This is a genomic window from Polyangiaceae bacterium (assembly GCA_016715885.1).
Taxonomy (GTDB): Bacteria; Myxococcota_A; Polyangia; order Polyangiales; family Polyangiaceae; genus Polyangium.
Genome location: JADJXL010000020.1, coordinates 132,139 through 150,191, shown reverse-complemented (window position 1 = coordinate 150,191; position 18,053 = coordinate 132,139). Strand labels below are relative to the sequence as shown.

General features: G+C 61.4%; 16 protein-coding genes. 3 read left to right on the top strand and 13 right to left on the bottom strand.

Annotated features, from left to right (window positions below):
- Positions 1-337 precede the first annotated feature (337 nt).
- From IPM54_26045 to IPM54_26035, 3 genes are all read right to left on the bottom strand, one after another.
- Positions 338-1,396: a hypothetical protein gene (locus IPM54_26045; protein ID MBK9263251.1), complete on the bottom strand. Its 1,059-nt coding sequence runs from the start codon at positions 1,394-1,396 to the stop codon at positions 338-340.
- 63 nt (positions 1,397-1,459) lie between these two features.
- The gene (locus IPM54_26040) at positions 1,460-2,368 is read right to left on the bottom strand and encodes a PEGA domain-containing protein (GenBank protein ID MBK9263250.1); all 909 of its coding nucleotides are present in this window, start codon (positions 2,366-2,368) and stop codon (positions 1,460-1,462) included.
- A 33-nt stretch (positions 2,369-2,401) separates the two neighbouring features.
- Positions 2,402-3,955: a protein kinase gene (locus IPM54_26035; GenBank protein MBK9263249.1), complete on the bottom strand. Its 1,554-nt coding sequence runs from the start codon at positions 3,953-3,955 to the stop codon at positions 2,402-2,404.
- A 566-nt stretch (positions 3,956-4,521) separates the two neighbouring features.
- Between IPM54_26035 and IPM54_26030 the strand changes: the two genes are divergently transcribed.
- Entirely contained in the window at positions 4,522-9,519 is a 4,998-nt protein-coding gene (locus IPM54_26030; protein MBK9263248.1) for a hypothetical protein, read from the top strand.
- Between the two features lie 290 nt (positions 9,520-9,809).
- Here IPM54_26030 and IPM54_26025 read toward each other — a convergent pair whose 3' ends face one another.
- The 10 genes from IPM54_26025 to IPM54_25980 all read right to left on the bottom strand — a co-directional run bounded on the left by IPM54_26025 (position 9,810) and on the right by IPM54_25980 (position 16,655).
- Positions 9,810-10,637, bottom strand: a complete 828-nt coding sequence (locus IPM54_26025) for a hypothetical protein (protein ID MBK9263247.1) — start codon at positions 10,635-10,637, stop codon at positions 9,810-9,812.
- Between the two features lies 1 nt (position 10,638).
- Positions 10,639-11,304: a hypothetical protein gene (locus IPM54_26020; GenBank protein MBK9263246.1), complete on the bottom strand. Its 666-nt coding sequence runs from the start codon at positions 11,302-11,304 to the stop codon at positions 10,639-10,641.
- Positions 11,249-12,571, bottom strand: coding sequence for a hypothetical protein (locus tag IPM54_26015; GenBank protein MBK9263245.1), 1,323 nt, complete (start codon positions 12,569-12,571; stop codon positions 11,249-11,251). The genes IPM54_26020 and IPM54_26015 overlap by 56 nt, the downstream gene beginning before the upstream one ends.
- 141 nt (positions 12,572-12,712) lie before the next feature.
- Entirely contained in the window at positions 12,713-12,919 is a 207-nt protein-coding gene (locus IPM54_26010) for a hypothetical protein (protein MBK9263244.1), read from the bottom strand.
- A gap of 96 nt (positions 12,920-13,015) precedes the next feature.
- Entirely contained in the window at positions 13,016-13,711 is a 696-nt protein-coding gene (locus IPM54_26005) for a hypothetical protein (protein ID MBK9263243.1), read from the bottom strand.
- A 209-nt stretch (positions 13,712-13,920) separates the two neighbouring features.
- A complete protein-coding gene (locus IPM54_26000; GenBank protein ID MBK9263242.1) occupies positions 13,921-14,448 on the bottom strand; it encodes an SMI1/KNR4 family protein in 528 nt (175 codons plus the stop codon).
- Between the two features lie 145 nt (positions 14,449-14,593).
- Positions 14,594-15,655 (bottom strand): hypothetical protein, encoded by a 1,062-nt coding sequence (locus tag IPM54_25995; protein ID MBK9263241.1) that lies wholly within the window; start codon positions 15,653-15,655, stop codon positions 14,594-14,596.
- Positions 15,618-15,959 (bottom strand): hypothetical protein, encoded by a 342-nt coding sequence (locus tag IPM54_25990; protein ID MBK9263240.1) that lies wholly within the window; start codon positions 15,957-15,959, stop codon positions 15,618-15,620. Before IPM54_25990 ends, IPM54_25995 begins: the two co-directional genes overlap by 38 nt.
- A 98-nt stretch (positions 15,960-16,057) precedes the next feature.
- The gene (locus tag IPM54_25985) at positions 16,058-16,273 is read right to left on the bottom strand and encodes a hypothetical protein (GenBank protein MBK9263239.1); all 216 of its coding nucleotides are present in this window, start codon (positions 16,271-16,273) and stop codon (positions 16,058-16,060) included.
- Positions 16,274-16,391: 118 nt separating this feature from the next.
- Positions 16,392-16,655, bottom strand: coding sequence for a hypothetical protein (locus IPM54_25980; GenBank protein ID MBK9263238.1), 264 nt, complete (start codon positions 16,653-16,655; stop codon positions 16,392-16,394).
- A gap of 373 nt (positions 16,656-17,028) precedes the next feature.
- Here IPM54_25980 and IPM54_25975 point away from each other — a divergent pair, with 373 nt between their 5' ends.
- Together IPM54_25975 and IPM54_25970 are read left to right on the top strand one after the other, a co-directional pair.
- Positions 17,029-17,346: a hypothetical protein gene (locus IPM54_25975; protein MBK9263237.1), complete on the top strand. Its 318-nt coding sequence runs from the start codon at positions 17,029-17,031 to the stop codon at positions 17,344-17,346.
- A complete protein-coding gene (locus IPM54_25970) occupies positions 17,343-18,026 on the top strand; it encodes a hypothetical protein (protein ID MBK9263236.1) in 684 nt (227 codons plus the stop codon). Before IPM54_25975 ends, IPM54_25970 begins: the two co-directional genes overlap by 4 nt.
- Positions 18,027-18,053 lie beyond the last annotated feature (27 nt).

Sequence of the window (18,053 nt, the reverse complement as noted above, 5' to 3'; positions counted from 1 at the left end):
GCTGTCTTGCACGGATCGCCAGGATCTACCTCCTCGAGCGTCGCCGTACCGCTTCGACAAACCCACTCTTGGCATGCTGGAGCAGGTCCAGCATCGCCAGGCCCGACTTCGACGACCGTTCCATCTGGAAGAAAATTCGCCAGGTTGCTCGATGGCCGGCAATCCTCCGTGCACGGGTTATCGTCGACCTTGCAGGTCCCATACACCCCCTGAAAGTTCTTTGCGGAATCGTCAGCATCGTTCGAGCATCCAACGGCGTACGCGACACCGCCGACGATCACCGGCACGCTCGCCATCCACCAGAACCTCGTTGCGTGTTCTTTCATAAATTCATCCTTCAAAACGACATCGTGACGACAACACCACTCTCTGAGCGCTTGACGACGGGCACGACGCTCACCTGCTTGTTCGCCGAAGTGGGCACGACCGCCATGATGATCGCGCCAACTCCCACGAGAACGCCTGCGCCTGCCAGCAAATAGCCTCTCTTCGAATCGTTCCAAGCCTGGTCGCTCGCCTCGAGTTTCGACGCAATCGCGGCACATTCACTGGCGTTTTCCGATGGACTGTCAGGTCCACATACGCGCATGGTCGACGGCGTTCGTGGCATGAGCGCCGTTCCGCGCTGCATTGCATCGTCCGACAGTCGTGACGAATTCATCATGTCCCCAATGCCCCAGATCAAACCCGCGCCGAGACCGACGACTCCAATGCCTCCCGACACGACCGCCGCCGTGTCCCACGTGGACCATTTTCCATTGTCCTTTGGCGCAGGCGGCACGGCTTTCTTGCACGTAAATGACAAATTCTGCCTGCTGCCCGGAGCAAATTCCGCCGACACGCGCTCGAACGTACACCCCGCCTTGCGTGCCTCGACGAGCCTCCTCCCAGGATCGACCGGCATCTCCCGCAACAGCGGCGCGACGCCCACGACCGCCCCATCCAAGAGGATCTCTGCTCCCGGCGCGTCCACTCGAATGTCGAGCACGACAATCTTGCTCTTGGCTTCGGCGAGCAATCGAGCAACCGCAGCCCGATCCTCGGGACTCGGTTCGGGCCTCTGCAAATAAAACTCGAAATGCTCGATGGCGTCGCGGTAATACCCCAATTCGAGCTCGGTCTGCGCAAGCTTGGCAGCAATGAGCGCTGATTGCTCGAGCGCCCACGCCTTTCGAAGAAGGTCGAGCGCCAGACGCAGATCCCCTTCGAGCCGCGCTTTCACTCCCGCATCGTAATGGCCGTGCGCGACGGAAGTGCCTCGATGTTCGTCCGCGACGGCATTGCAAGAAAGCATCAGCGCCACCGCAATGGTTGCAATGACAGCGGCGTGGACGAATCGCCGCGATCTGCGGGGACACCGCTCCCATGCTTCCTTCGCGGAATCGGTCGTCGTCATGATGGGATTGGTTTACCATGTAGAACGCGACCATCCAGCAATTGTGGTGGTCGTCGCCAATTTCTAAAATGCGCCGACGACCTGGACGCCGCCCTGACCGCCCCCGACGACGGGCGCCACGAAGAGCCCGGTTTTTTGCTTTTGCGGCGCGCTCGGCCATAACGCCACGATCATCGTCGCAAGAAGCGCCGCGCTGCCCACACCATAACCAATGACCGCTCCCACTTGCCTGTTGTCACGCGACTCCGCGCTGATCCCGTGCTCTCCCATGGCCACGGTACACCCCACCCCAACCCCAAAACCTGCCAATGCAAGCCCGCCAAGCGGAACGGCTGCCATGGACCAATTCGATGGCTCCTCTTCGAATTGCAGCGGCGACGGCGAGGGCCGCGGCGCCTCTTCCAAAATGACGACTTTTTGCTCCTCGCCCGCAGCAATCTCGACGTGCTGCGCCACGAATGCCTTGCCGGCCATTCGCGCCGTGACCGTTCGTTTCCCAGGTTCCACGAAAATCGTCGCGATCGGCGTGTGTCCCACGACTTCACCATCCACGAGAATCGTCGCGCCCATCGCGTCCGTGCGCACGTCGAGCGTGCCGATTCGCGCGCTCGCCTTTTCAAAAAGCCCCCGTATGGCGACCTTGTGACTCTCGGGCATGTCCGACTCATTGCGCAAACAATACACGAGATACTCCGCCGCACTCCTGAATTGTCCGCGCTCGATTTCCACGAGCCCCAAATTCGCCGCAATGCGATAATGCTTTTCGATCCGCCAGGCCTCGAGCAGGTTTCTCTGAGCCTTCTCCCATTGTTTCGACTGAAGTGCCTTGACACCCAATTCGAGGAGCTTCTGGGCTTCCGGCTGCTGCGGCGCCGAAACCGAAGGCTCCGTCGCGACGGCATCACAAGGCGCGAAGCTCATTGTAAGAGCGAACGCTGCTGTCGTCACGAGACGCGAAAGCAAGGTTTTCATGCGAAGGACTCCATTTTCAAGCAAGCATTGATGTCAAAACCCGTCAATGACAGGCGATTTTCGTGGACCCTTCAGCGTGTCTCGCTTCACCACCACCGGCGGCTTCGGCGGCGATATGGGCGCCGCCGCCGTACGCTGCGGCGTGGGAGCCGTCATGGGCGCGTTTTGGGGAGGCGTCGTCTTTGGGGGCGCAGCCGAGGGCACAGGTTGGGACGTCGCGCTTTGCTGTGGCGCAGGCGCATTCACCGGCGCAGGCTCCTCCTTTGGTGGCGCGGCTGTCTCGACAGGCGGCGCCTCTTTTGGCATCGCTTTCTCCACCGTCGTCGTGCGCTCCTTTGGCGGCTCCGAATGCTCGCTCCTCGACAATGCGCGGCTCGCCACCACGACCGACGTCACGCCGACGATGCCTACGACGACCCCTGCCGAAATGCGCCCCAAATGCCGCTTCGGGCGACGCTTTTCGGACGCCTGTTCGTGCGACGCGCTGACCGGCGCGCTGGCCTCTCGCGCATTCGTCGCAACCACAGGCAGCGCCCTACCCTCACCCGGCGCCGCGAGCGCCGCTACCGTCGCCGTGAGAATTTCATCCAATGGTTTTTCCCGCCAAGGCGCTTGTCGAGGGGCCCCATCCGTCGCATCGCGATCGAATGCCAGCGTCTTCGAAGAAAGCGCTTCGGGAGGCATGATGACGGTACCATTGAGCGACACGCTGGTGGCCGGCGGCGTGATGATGATCGGCGCGTCGGGACGTGCATTGGCATAAGGTTCGAGCAGCGCCGCAAGCTCGGCCGCCGACCCAATCCGCATCGCTCGATCCCGCTTCAAACAGCGCGCCACGATCGTCGCCAGCCCCTCGTCGAGATGCCGAATACGGCTCGTTACCGAAGGCGCTCCCGTCCGGAGCACCTGCGTCGAGATTTCTTCCACCGATTTTCCGAGAAATGGTCGTACGCCCGTGAGCATCTCGAAGAGGCATACGCCCAGCGACCAAATGTCCGTCCGCGCATCGATATCGCTCATCGCAATGAATTGCTCGGGGCTCATGTACACAGGCGACCCGACGATCATCCCCGGTAAGGTCATCCGCGTATCCGCATTGAGCACTCGACTCACGCCGAAATCGACGACTTTGACGATGGCCCCCGCTTCGCCACCGCCAATCTGGTGCAAGTACACGTTCGCCGGCTTCAAATCCCGATGAATGATGCGCTTTTCGTGGGCAGCATCGAGCGCCAAAGCGATGTCTCGCGCGATCTGCGCAGCCTTGTCCGGCGGCAGCCGTATGTGCTTTTCGAGGCACGCGGCAAGCGTCTCGCCGTCCAGAAGTTGCATCACCAAAAATGGCTCGCCCGTTTCCGTTTCGCCCACATCGTATACTTCCACGATGTTGCGATGAGACAAACTCCCGCACGCGCGCGCTTCGCTCAAAAGCCGCTGCCTCGTCTCTTCACTCGGCTGCTGGATCAGCTTGAGCGCCACCCGCCGAGAAGCGCGTTCGTTCAATGCCTCCCAGACCGAGCCCATCGTGCCATGCCCGAGCGCGCGAACGAGGCGATATTTGCCCCCGACGAGATCTCCGGTTTTCATGCTCCCCGAGCGCGATGCTACCACCCAAACTCAGCCGCGCCCACCTTCGAATAGTGGATCGCTTACATTACATGAAGAGCATAAGACTCGGACGATTGTGGAAACCGTTCGCGACGCATCGCCGCTGACGCGCGACCTCTCGTTGGCACTTTTCCGACCAGGAGTGACAACAAAAGGGATAGCACCTTTTCGACGGTCGCCATTCGGACGGCCACGGTTAGCACCATTTCGACAGCACCATTTCGACATTTGTACGGAAGGTGTCGAGCGACATGGCGTGCGCTCGGCATCACGCGTGCATGCCAGAGCCCCGCAGATTAGCGTTGATCATTACGTGCGCATTCGGCTGTGTGCGGATCTTTTGGCAACAAAATAGCACGATTGGGTCTTCAAATTCTCTTCACAACCGGATAAGCTCGTTCTGAAGCGGAGGTTCGTCGATGCGTTTGCGTTTGCAAGCGCCCGGATGAGTGGACGTGACATAGCATGGGCCATCGTTTTTTTGGTGATTTAGCGGAGCCCGGCCAAGCAACATTGCGGAGCCAGGGACCCAACGGAGACTCAGCATGGACTGGTTAACGAAAATTACGCAATGCAGCAATCCGCTCTGGAGTCGCCCAGTTTTTCGCACGTCGTCGAGGTTACTGCCGATTGCTCCGATCGTCATGGTCTTGGCGACCTGCCAGGGCGAATCCACGGAAGACGAGAGCACGCTGACCATTGGCGAGGTCGAACAAGCAGCAACGGTAAATTCGGACGTCAATGGAACGATCAACGCTTCGCTCAACGGGGCGCTCAATGGAGCGTACAATTCGAGCCTCAACGGTTCGATCAACGGCGTCAATAGCAGCATCAATACATCGCTGAACGGTTCCTTCAATGCGCTGAACGATTCGTTCATTGGCTCGATCAATGGCATCAACGGTTCGATCAACAGCGCGCAGAACGGGAGCTTCAACGGGAGCTTCAACGGCAGCATCAACGGCAGCATCAACGGCGAGCTGATCAACGAGCCGAGCTACAACGGGAGCCTCAATGGGAGCTACAACGGTAGCATCAATGGGAGCTACAACGGCAGCATCAATGGCAGCATCAACGGTAGCTACAACGGCAGCATCAATGGCAGCATCAACGGTAGCTACAACGGCAGCATCAACGGCAGCATCAACGGCAGCATCAATGGCTCGTTCAACGGCAGCATCAACGGGACGCTCAATGGCGTACCCATCGACGAGCCTGCGTACAATGGAACGCTGAACGGCAGCTTCAACGGCAGCATCAATGGGTCGTACAACGGCAGCATCAATGGGTCGTACAACGGCAGCTACAACGGCAGCTACAACGGCAGCCTGAACGGGACGCTCAATGGGAGCATCAACGGCAGCATCAATGGGCTGAACGGGAGCTTCAACGGCAGCATCAACGGCAGCATCAACGGGACGCTCAATGGCATGCCGATAAGCGAACCGACCTACAATGGCAGCATCAACGGCAGCTACAACGGCAGCATCAACGGCAGCATCAACGGCAGCATCAACGGAAGCATCAACGGCAGCTACAACGGCAGCATCAACGGCTCGTTCAATGGCAACGTGAATAGCTCGCTGAACGGCAGCATCAACGGCAGCATCAATGGCAGCATCAACGGGAGCTTCAATGGAAGCATCAACGGGCTGCTCGATGGAGTCGCCATCAACGATCCCGCGTACGAGGGCGACATCGAAGGGACGTTCAAGGGCACGCTGAATGGCTCGTTCAATGGCAGCTACAATGGCTCGTTCAATGGCAGCTACAATGGCTCGTTCAATGGCAGCTACAACGGCAGCTACAATGGTAGCATCGATGGCAGCTACAACGGGTTGTTCAATGGTAGCTACAACAGCGCCCTCGATGGCCTGTGGTCCGGCGCCGCGGGCGGGACGCTGATGATCGAAGTCGGCAACCAGCTCATTCCCAGCACGACGATCGCCGATTTTTCACAATATACGCTCGACCAAATGGATGTGCTTTGTCCGGCGACGCGCTTTCGCGATACGCTGGCCGGCGGAGTCGACGTCGACCTGGTGCTGCCGAAGCTCATCACGATGAACGGCATCTACGAAAAGCTCTACGAGACGTGCGGCAACCCCGATCCGACGACGTGTCCAGTGGCGACCGTGGACATCGCCGAAGACTTCGATGGCGACGGTATTGCCGAGACGAACGTCACGCATCAGATTCACGCGAGTTACGCGATTGCGTGCGCGGATAGAGTCGTCCGGCCGCTTCTGCTTCATCCCGTGAATGGCCCCGAGGCGCGCAAGGCAAATCCAGATGGATCGCCGCCGCTGTTCAGCACGTATTACCGCTACTACTGCGTCAAAGCGTACGATACGACGGCACCCGCCGGGTCGAAATGGCTCTGCGGCAAGGGCCGCCTCGCAGGCGGAGTCGTGGGTTATGCGGTCAAGCGCATTCCAGACCCGGCACATCCCGAAGGCGACACCATTGCGAGCCTCTCGCAACGGTCGTTTTTCGCCCGGCAACTCGTGTGGGGACCGAATACATGGTCGACCCATTTCGAATTCGTCCATAGCCACATTGGTGCCATCATCGAGCAAGCCGAGCCGGGGCAAACGCCCTCGGGCTACACGTCCACCAATGCGTGGAACCTGAATCCGCTCGATTACCACGCCGCCACGGGCACGCGCAAAGACCACGACTTCGTGGCAGCGCTCGGCCTGAAAACATCGACCGATAGGTCCGGCGTGGCCATCAGCGTCTACAACAATCCGGATCATACGGGCGGCGCGTCGTTCGATCCCAATGAGCTCAATCAATGCGAAGCCGGCTACGACGTGCCGGATTTGGCATCGCGCGGGACGTTCCAAAACGACGTGCTCATCGATGTGCAAGCTTCGCCGTGGTACGATTCGAATTGCGCTTGGGCATCGGATTGGGGGCTTCCCCAAATCACGCCGCTATCGAGTCCCTGCAATACGTTTGCGGTAGGCACCGACACGCTGGTGGGCGTGAACCTGGCCAACGACATCCCTCGACGCTGCCCGACGTTCATCACGTGCAAACCGGGGCATACGTGCTGCGTGGGTCGTTTTGCCGCCGGCGATACGTTCACATGCGCGGCAAAGACCGACGGCACGGCGTGGTGCTGGGGCTACAACAGCTCGGGCGAGCTTGGCGACGAACGCACGGGCGGGCCTGAGGCGATGCCGGTGTTGAAGAGCGACGGCAGCCCGCTCACGGGCGTGCTCGCGGTGGCCTCGGGCGGCGCGCATGCATGCGCACGCACGTCGGCAGGCTCGGTGTATTGCTGGGGATCCAACGCCCATGGGCAGCTCGGTGACGACACCATGACGAGCCGCGCACGCGCTGCGGCGGTAAACGGCCTCACGGGCGTCGCCGAAATCGCGCTCGGTACGCATCATAGCTGTGCTCGCAAGACGGACGGCACGGTCTGGTGCTGGGGTCGAAACAGCGACGGGCAACTCGGCGACGGGACCACGCTGAAGAAGCTCGAACCGGTGCAGGCGGGTGCAAGCGAGCTGGGCAGCGCCGTTCAAGAAATCGCGCTCGGTTCCAACCACAGTTGTGCTCGCAAGAACGACGGGACGCTCTGGTGCTGGGGAAACAACGACTTCGGCGCGCTTGGTGATGGCACCATCTGGGACAAGTCGTCACCCGTGCAAGCAGGACCGGGCTCGCTCGGCAGCAACGTGGCCGAAGTTTCGCTTGGTTATCTGCATAGTTGTGCACGCAAAACCGACGGCACGGTTTGGTGCTGGGGCCGAAACAGCAACGGACAGCTCGGCGACGGCACGACCTGGGACCGGTTCTGGCCGGTGCAGGCGGGTGCGAGCACGGTCGGCAGCGCCGCGACGGACATCGCGCTCGGGGCGTACCACGGTTGCGCGCGAAAGACCGACGGCAGCTTGTGGTGCTGGGGACGCAACGGGAGCGGGCAGCTCGGTGACGGCACGACGAGCCAAAGTTCGACGCCGGTGCAGGCGGGAGCAAGCGCGCTCGGTAGCAACGTGGCCGAGGTTGCGGCTGGGCTCTACCACAGTTGCGCTCGGAAGAGCGATGGAACGCTGTGGTGTTGGGGATACAACGCCTACGGGCAGCTCGGTTATGGCTCGACCGCTTCGCAATCGCTTCCCGTGCAGGCCATGGGACTACGCTGCGACGGCAACGATGCGATCTGTGCGGCCAACGAGTCACCGTCGACCAGCCCTGCGGACTGCCGCAATGCGAGCTGTGGTGACGGCGTGTGCGACGGCGGCGAAACGGCGGGCAACTGCCCGGCCGATTGCAAGCTGGCCGCGGAGATTGCGCTTGGCGAGTGGCATAGCTGCGCGCGCAAGACGGACGGTACGCTTTGGTGCTGGGGTCGCAACGTCAACGGCCAGCTCGGCGACGGGAGCAGCACCAACAAGACGACCGCGGTGCAGGCCGGGGCCGCGACGCTCGAAAACACGGTCGCGAAGGTGGCGCTCGGCGCCGACCATAGCTGCGCGGTCACGGACGAAGGCAGGCTGTGGTGCTGGGGCGACAACGACTACGGCCAATTGGGCGATGGGACCCTCCTGAGCCACGAAGCGCCCGTGCAGGCGGGTGCAGGCACGTTCGGCGCTGGCGTGATCGACGTCGCGCTGGGTTTCTACCACTCCTGCGCACGCTTGGACGACGGCACCCTTTGGTGCTGGGGAAGAAACCAATACGGCCAGCTCGGCGACGGCACCACGCAGGACAGGACATCGCCCGTGCAGGTCGGGTCGAGCATCCTCGGCGGCGACGTGGCCCAGGTAGCCGGCGGCAACCGGCACACCTGCGCGATCAAGACGGACGGCACTCTTTGGTGCTGGGGCAGGAACATCGACGGCCAGCTCGGCGATGGAACGACGGTGGACAAGACGCAGCCCGTGCGTATCGGGGCAAGCACCTTGGGCGAAGACGTGGCCGAGGTTGCGGTTGGTGAGCATCACACCTGCGCGCGCAAGACCGACGGCACACTCTGGTGCTGGGGCAAGAACCAATTCGGGCAGGTTGGTGATGAAACGGTCGAGAACAAGCTCACGCCGGTGCAGGTTGGAGCGGGCACGCTCGGCAGCTCGGTCGTCGAGGTTTCGCTTGGCGTTTACCACAGTTGTGCACGCAAGACCGACGGCACGCTCTGGTGCTGGGGATACAACGGCTCCGGGCAGCTTGGTGATGGCACCACGGTGGACAAGACGGCTCCTGTGCAGGCCGGGCCGAGCAACCTTGGCAACGACGTGGTCGAGGTGGCGTTGGGTGGACACCACACGTGCGTGCGCAAGAGCGACGGTGGCATTTGGTGCTGGGCGAACAACACGTTCGGGCAGCTTGGCACGCCTGGATCGTCGTCGGTGTACCCTGGTCGGGTTCCCTGGTGCGGCGATGGCGTCTGCAGCTTGGGAGAACGCGACAATGGTAGCTGCGCGCCCGATTGCACGCCTGCGCTCGGCGATGGAGTCTGCGATCCGTTCCTGAATTGCTCGCTGACGCCCAACCTTCCGGTCTGGGAATGCGACACGGACTGCCCGTGATCGCGCCTTAGCCGCTCCACTTTCAGCCGTCTCCGCAAATGCCTGCTATGGCACTGCGAGCGCAGTATTCGCTGGGCCATACTTCGTGCTGTCTACAACCTGTTTCCAGGGCACGCCGGATCTTGCGACGTGTTTACCACCGTGCGATGTCCAATTGACTTGCGACGCTCCTTTCATCCGCGTCGTCGTCCTGGTACCCGACGGGCTCGTCGTGGTCGTTGCACTCGTGCCTTTGGGAGTAGCGGCGCTCGGCGCGCAGCATCCTTTTGCGGCGGGCGCTTCGGCCATGGTCATGCCGACGAGAGCTCGGCGAAGTCGTCGACGAAACGCTCCTTCGAGTATTTGGCACGCCACCCGCTGCTCGCCATGTACCGTGCGCCGAGCTCTCCGCGCCCCTCCTTTACAAGGTCCACGGTTTCACCGCTTTCCGCAGTGAAGGAAAGGCGAAGGATGCCTTGGTCGATGGCGCGGAGAAAAGCAAAGATCGTCTCGTCCACGCAATCGGGGATGAGCACCTGTGGCGGCACCTTGCCATGGAAAGGAACCGCCGCGCGCCTCCATCGTTTGGCCAGGGGCGTTTGCGAATGCGGCAACAGTTGCAGGTCGCAGCTCTGAATGGCCACATCGCGGACGTGGCGCACGAGCAGTTGGCCGAGCTCTTCGATGGCTCTGCGGGGCATGGGAAGCTCTTCGAGAATGGGCGCGAGCTCCGGCGTAGCGATGCCCCATTCGGTGGGGATGTCCGCGAAGTCGTCGATGAAACGCTCCTTCGAATACATCGGACGCCACTCGCCGGTCCCGATGTACCATCCGCCCAGCTCACCACCGCCTTCAACCAGTAGGTCCATGATCTCGCCATGGTTCGTGGTGAACGAAAGGTGAAGGATCTCCTGGTCGTCTGTTTCGCGAAGCGCTTCAAATATCGTCGTGTCCACACAGTCCGGTATCACCATACTCGCGGGCACCTGACCACCCGCGGCGGCCGCGGCGGCCCTCCATCGCTGGCCGTCTGGTCCTCGGTAATTTGGTCCCAGTGTCATATCGCACTGCTGAATGGACACGTCGCGCACGTGGCATACGAGCAGCTCAGCGAACTCTTCAATCGCTACTTTGGACATGTCATTTACCCCACGGTATACTAACTGGTGCAGAGATGCCGGCGTCTCTGAGAGCCTTGATCGCCTTGGCCACGGTCGCTTGGGCCATGTCAAGGTTCATCTTAGCGTCCACCAAAGCTTCTGTTTCGATCTTGGCGATAGCCTCCCATGTCAGCGGCTGACCGGTTTCTGCAAATGCCTTGTATCGCTTTCGTTGTGCACCGGTTACGATGGCGTGTTTCACCCCCAATTTATCAAGCTCAGCATTGGGAATGGCGAGTGCTTTCTTGAGATCGTACCCTGGCGCGCCTTCGAAAGCCCTCTTTGCAGGCACATGGTGCCCACCCCCCGGTCCACCGTAGGGCTTGAGCTCCGCAGGCTCCGCGGGGAGTGGTTGCCGCGGTCGCGTCGTCGTCCTGGTACCCGACGGGCTCGTCGTGGTCGTTGCGATCGTTCGTCCGGACGAGTCCTTGGTGGTCGTCTTGATCACCGGCGGCGCAGTGGGCGTGCTCGGCGCCGGTTTCGCCACGGGAGCCGGCGGTGCCTTGGCTGGCGGCGGCGCTTGCGGCGGGCGCGCGGCGGGCGCTGGCGAAGGTGGCGGGCTGGATGCCGTAGCCGTAGCCGGCTGCGCATCATCCGCGCGCGATAGGATGTCCGACAGCGCGTCGGCCCCGTGCTGCACGCTCACGACGCACGAGAGGAATCCGTTCGCCACGAGGCCCGCGGAGCCCACGACGATCACGACGCCCGCAGGTGCACCGCCACCCGTCGCCGTGAGTCCGCCACCGCCAGCGATACCGGCGCATCCAACGCCGATTTGAGCAATGCCCCCAACGCCTTCCCCAACGGATTTGCCCAAGCGCGCCCATGGCGTCCCCTCGAGGCAAAACGCCCGATTCCATGCCGACATCCGCGACAAGGCTGCCCAAAGGCAGGAAGCTGAGCGGTACGCCGGCGCCCGCGCCTCCAACGAATTGCGCAGCGGGATGATCCACGGCACGAGGGCCAGGATCCGGGGTCGTGGGAGCTGGCACCGGCTTTCCCGAGCGCAGCGCATCGGCAACCATGCGCTTGAATTGCTCGATGGCAATGCCCGCGGGCGGCAAGATGCGTATGGGCCGAACACCCGCCTGTTGGCCGATGAATGACGTATTCGGCTTTTCGTCGGCCGCAGCCTTGCAAGTTTGCTCGACGACGCGGACGAATTGCGCGTGAAGGTCATCCGAAATGGCGAACGTCGCCGATTCCGCGTCACGCTTGCACCGCGCCTTCTCATCCGCGCAATTCACCGCGAAGTGCGAAAGTGACGAACGTGGCAATGGCGACGCGTCCTTTGCATCCGGCAGCACGCGCGCCTGGTCGTCCTTCGGTAACAACCGCTCGCTTCCAGGCAGTATCGACGGCGCTTTCCGTGGCTGCTCCTGCCTTGCAGCAGGCTTCTGCACTGGCCGCGTTATCGGCTTGGGCAACGGTTTCGGACCATTCGCCTTGCGCGGAGCCACTTGCGGCTTCGGCGTAACCTTCTTCGGCGGAGGTGGCGGCGGAGGTGGCGGAGGTGGCGGAGGTGGCGGCTCCGCCGCCGCCGCCGGCGGGTGAACCGCGGGTGCTCGCTTGCAGGTCCACGCAATCTTGCGGATATCCTCGGGAAACCTATTGAGGCTATCGGTGCCGAGGTTTGGGTTGTGCTTGTAAACAATATGCTGATCGGTCCTCGTCCCCCTCGATGTGCCGACCTCCCGCCACCCCTTCGTATCCTTGACGATGACGAACGTATCGGTATCCGCCGCCAAATCGTCCGGTCGCCAGCACACTTCGACCGGGGCCGGGCCTGCGAATGCATCCGTCGTAAAGAGCGCGACCAGCAATACGGAGACGCCGGAACAGCTCCGGAACCGCCGCCACACGTGCACCCATGCAAGCCATGCCCAAGCAATCCAGCGAAGCCACCCCGCCATCACAAGCTGCCTCCCCCGATACGGCGTAAGCATCGACGCGGTAGGCAGACTACAGCGTGGAATTGCGGACGGCCAAGCAAACAGCGGTCAAGTTTCCAGCATCGCCCCTGACAATTGGCGCTTCCTTCGTAATTCGCCGCCTCACAGCGTCACGGCAAGGCACGACGAGCGTTCCATCGAATTGTGCACGTCCACGGACGCGTTGAATGGCTGTTCGACTCGATTGTGCACGTCCACGGTCGCGTTGAACGGCTGTTCGACTCGAATTGTGCACGTCCACGGACGCGCTGAACGGCTGTTCGACTCGATTGTGCACGTCCACGGACGCGCCGAATAGCTGTTCGACATGGCTGTGCACGTCCACGGACGCGCTGAAGGGCTGTTCGACTCGATTGTGCACGTCCACGGCGGCTGGCAAGGCGCCTGATGCCGCTCCGTGCAGCTTCAGGGCGATTCGGGAGGCACGACGGGTGATTGAAGCTTGGAGACTTTTCGATTCTTCCGAAAGGGTTTGAAGAACCGCGCGACGCGCTTCGGATTGGAGGCATAAACCGTGAGGAGCGCGCCTTCGAGTTTCTTGTATTCCTCGCGCCACGTCGCCATCAACACGGGCAGCTTCTTTTCTTTGATGTACGCAATGGCCTTTTCCGTCGTTTCGAGCGATTCGACCGTTGCGATCACCTTCGCTCGTGCAGCGGTGAGCTTTGGTTTCCATTGCGTGACGATGGCGCCAATTTCCGGATCGTTTTCGTCCTCGGCCATGGATTCGAGGATATCGGCGACGATCTTCGGCTCTTCTTCCCGAGGCTCCGCGGTCGTCACGGCGCGCAAGCCGTCGGCAAAATAGCGTTTGTATTTGGGATTGTCGCGATTCTTTTTGACCGCGCCGAGCAGATGCAATTCGAATTCTTCGACGACATCATCACAAGCTTCGTCGTCCGCATCGAGCAATGCAGCTTTTTTTTGCGCTTGCTCCTCGAGGTCATCGCGTTCGCGGAGCGTCGTTTTGATGCTCGTATGGGCAGCGTCGAGCGCGGTTTCGAGTCCCTTGGTTTTGGGATCTGCCGCGACGCGCGCGACGGTGTACGTACTTTTTGAAAGATAGGCATCGGCAGATGTATCCGCCGTCGGCATTTCCATGGACAAGGCCTCCTGACGAACGTCGTAACAGAATCAGGAGGAAGGGTCAAAAATATTGCAGATGGTCGTCGAGCTGCACGGAGGAGGGGGGTTCATGCGAGGTATCCGTGCGCGTTAGGGGGCGAGGTGGGCCACATCATCCCGATGAAAGATCGGCGAAACGCTCTTTTGAGTATTGCCGCCGAAGTCCGTTGGGTCGTTCGCGCGCACTACGTCGGCCATCGAGTCATGTACGGATGGTCCTCGTCCCCGCGTACGAAGGCCTCGATATCACCCTTCAAGCGCTCGAGGAACTCCACCACGCTCCCCGCGACCCGGCGCACGGGACAGAGCTCGTTTTCTTCGTACACACCGTCCTCAATCAAAGCCTCGTTCGGCAGGTAGTAGACGGCCCCATCCTCGGTGCCGAGCGCAAACATACTGCCGCCCCCGTCCGACCCGAAGACGTGGATCGCTCGCGGGGATTTGCCTTCGATACGCGTGGGCCAGCCTCGCCGGGCAGCGGCCTCGACCATCCAGGACGGGTGGATGTCGTAACCCACAAAGACGTCCATGAGGCTGGCCCCATCGCAGATCGCGTAGAACGGCTCGAGGCTCGGCGGCACCACGTGGCGCTCGGCCGATCTCTCACGCACATCGTTGGTGCCGATAGGATATCCCCAGTCCATCTCGGCCATCTCGGCGAGCGTCGCTCGGACCGAGGTCACCCAGTTCTCCAAATAATCGTCCATCATCATCTCCACCAATCGCTTTGGAACTTGACATCGATGCTGCGTGCGAAGTCTTCGATTTGTTTTCGGGTCGCGTTTGGGTTGGCCTTTTGGAAGCTCGTCCATAGGTTCGTGATTTTCTGGTGTACGTTTACATCGGCCTTCGGACCCTTTACACCCTGGATGTTCGAGGGCGCGTCGAAATCGAAGCCTTTGAACGCGGGGTGCTTGCGGTACACTTGAGGTATCCTGTGGTGAGCAGCCCAATCGTCGGGAAGTCGCGATTTCCCCTGCGTCGTTCGCGCAGCGTTGTAGCGGCCTCTGTAGTCCGCGGCGGGCGGTTTTCCCTTCGGCCGCGTCGTCGTCCTCGTGCCTGATGGGCTCGTCGTGGTCGTCGTCGTTGGCTCGGACGCTCCCCTCGGGCGCGTCGTGGTCGTCGTCTTGGCCGGCGGCGGTGGCGCTTGCACCGGTTTCGCCACGGTGCCGGCGGTGCCTTGGCTGGCGGCGCTTGTGGCGGACGCGTGGCGGGCGCTGGCGAAGGTGGCGGCGTCGATGCCGCGGCCGTCGCCGGCTGCGAATCATCCGCGCGCGATAGGATGTCCGACAGCGCGTCGGCCCCGTGCTGCACGCTCACGACGCACGAGAGCAGGCCATTGGCCACGAGGCCCGCGGAGCCCACGACGATCACGACGCCCGCAGGTGCACCTCCGCCGGTCGCCGTGAGGCCGCCACCGCCAGCGATACCAACGCATCCAACGCCGATTTGAGCAATGCCCCCGACGCCTTCCCCAACGGATTTGCCCAAGCGCGCCCATGGGGTGCCGCGAGGCAAAACGCCCGATTCCATGCCGACATCCGCGACAAGGCTGCCCAAAGGCAGGAAGCTGAGCGGTACGCCGGCGCCCGCGCCTCCAACGAATTGCGCGGCCGGATGATCCACGGCACGAGGGCCAGGATCCGGGGTCGTGGGAGCTGGCACCGGCTTTCCCGAGCGCAGCGCGTCGGCAACCATGCGCTTGAATTGCTCGATGGCGATGCCCGTGGGCGGCAAGATGCGTATGGGCCGAACACCCGCCTGTTGGCCGATGAATGACGTATTCGGCTTTTCGTCGGCCGCAGCCTTGCAAGTTTGCTCGACGACGCGGACGAATTGCGCATGAAGCTCGTCCGAGATGGCGAACGTCGCCGATTCCGTGTCACGCTTGCACGGCGCTTTTGCATCCGCGCAATTCACCGCGAAATGCGAAAGCGATGGCCGTGGCAATGGTGACGCGTCCTTCGCATCCGGGAGCACGCGTGCCAGCTCGTCCTTTGGTAGCAACCGCTCGCTGCCAGGCAGTATCGACGGCGCTTTCCGCGGCTGCTCCGGCTTTGCAGCAGGCCTCTGCACTGGCCGCGCTATCGGCTGTGGCAACGGTTTCGGACCATTCGCCTTGCGCGGAGCCGCTTGCGGCTTTGGCGTGGTCTTCTTTGGCGGAGGCGGCTTTGGCGGGGGTGGCGGCGGCGGCTGAAGCGGCGGTGCCGGCTTGCAGGTCCACGCAATCTTGCGGATATCCTCCGGAAACCTATTGAGGCTATCAGGGCCAAGGTTTGGGTTGTGCTTGTAGACGATATGATGATCGGTCCTCGTCCCCCTTCATGCGCCGACCTCCCTCCACCCATTCGCATCCTTGACGATGACGAACGTGTCGTCATCCGCTGCCAGTTTGTCAGGCCGCCAGCACACTTCGATGGGCGCCGGTGCGGCTGAGGCGTTCGTGGCCAGCACCACGAGCACCAGCGCACAGGAACAAGCCCATCGCCGCAAGACAAGCGCCCACGCGACCCAGAGAAAGCGAAGCCATCTTGTCATCGCAAGCTGCCTCCCGCGACAGGCAGGCTACAGGGTGGAATTGCGGAGAGTCAAGCAAACATAGGTCAACGTCCCAGCATCGCCACCAAGCATGGCGCTCACTTCGTGATTCGCTGCTCTACAGCGTCACGGCAAGACACAACGAGCGTTCCATTGGATCGTGCACGTCCACGGATGCGCCGAACGGCTGTTCGACATGGCTTTGCACGTCCACGGTCGCGCTGAACGGCTGTTCGACACGGCTTTGCACGTCCACGGATGCGCCGAACGGCTGTTCAACAGGGCTTTGCACGTCCACGGACGCGCCGAACGGCTGTTCGACACGATTGTGCACGTCCACGGACGCGCTAAAGGGCTGTTCGACTCGATTGTGCACGTCCACGGCGCCAGGCAAAGGGCCTGATGCCGCTCCGTGCAGCTTCAGGGCGTTTCGGGAGGCACGACGGGCGTTTGCAGCTTGGAGACTTTTCGATTCTTCCGAAAGGGTTTGAAGAACCGCGCGACGCGCTTGGGATTGGAGGCATAGACCGTAAGGAGCGCGCCTTCGAGTTTCTGAAGTAACCCGTGAACGGCACCTTCGTTTTAGGATGGACTTTTCCAGCAAGAGTTGGGATCGGACCGTTCAGACGTGAGGCACGAGCGATGACAACAACGCATGAGCGACGAGAACGCAGAAAAGTTGAACGTCCGGTGACGACCCTGGTAGCCTGCCAGTGCGTACAGCGGCAATAGCGCCGTTTGCCGGGAGGAACGCCATGCAAAGCAAGCTTCTGGGTCTCTGCGGATTTCTGCTTTTCGCCACGTTCGGCATGCTTTCGGGTGTTGCGCAAGCACACCATGACGAACCAAATGCGCCAAGTGAAACGATCGCCTTGCACGGTGATGGGCTACAGCGTCAAGGTATGAGCGACGAGGAGAGAGAGCGTCGGCAAGAAGAATGCGCCCGGATGTATGAATATTGTCACGATTGGTGCGTGAAAACGAACAAGAAGGCCAGAGAACAACGGCGATGCATCGAGGACGATTGCGTCCGCAAATTAGCTGAATGCATGAAGAAAATTACCGACTCATGAGGCAAAAGTTCGCCACACGAAGATTGATCTATGCAGATAGCGACGGGAATGAAAAAGAAGTCGTTCTGACCGTCTTTGTGCCCTTCGAAGTGGAGCATGGCGGATGGAAATGCGAGTTCACTTTCGAGCCCTCAATCTATCGCGCACAGCCGCGAGGGGGCGGCGTTGACTGCATCCACGCGCTCGTCATGGGGCTTCGGCTTGCACGAGTCTTCCTCGAGAGCACCAACTTATGGGGCCGTGCCAGTTGGCAAGGAATGCTTGATTGCGGTTTACCATCCAGCACAGATGAACCCGTCGATACGACGGCATTGACTCCCATCATGGCAAGCGAAGACGTGCATCGTCTGGCCGTGCTCGCGACGAGAAAACTCGGCTATCCGGATGATGCTGGAATCGAACGGGAAACCATCTTGACTCTATACCTGCCGTTCCAGGAATCTGATATATGGCGATGCGAATTCGCCTTCGATCCGTGGCCCGAGGTCCGCGTTGGTCATGGCGTTGGCTCAGACGCTATTGAAGCAACTCTCGACGCTCTGGCCAGCGCTCGTGTCCTCTTCGATGCGGCGATTCCCATAGGTTGGACGGGATCGGACGATCTGCTCGATTGTGCCGATTTTCCGATCAAGAGCGGACGAGCATTTCATATACGCAGATCAGAACGCGGAAGCTCATAGTTTTGCGTTCGTTTGTCCGTGATCGCG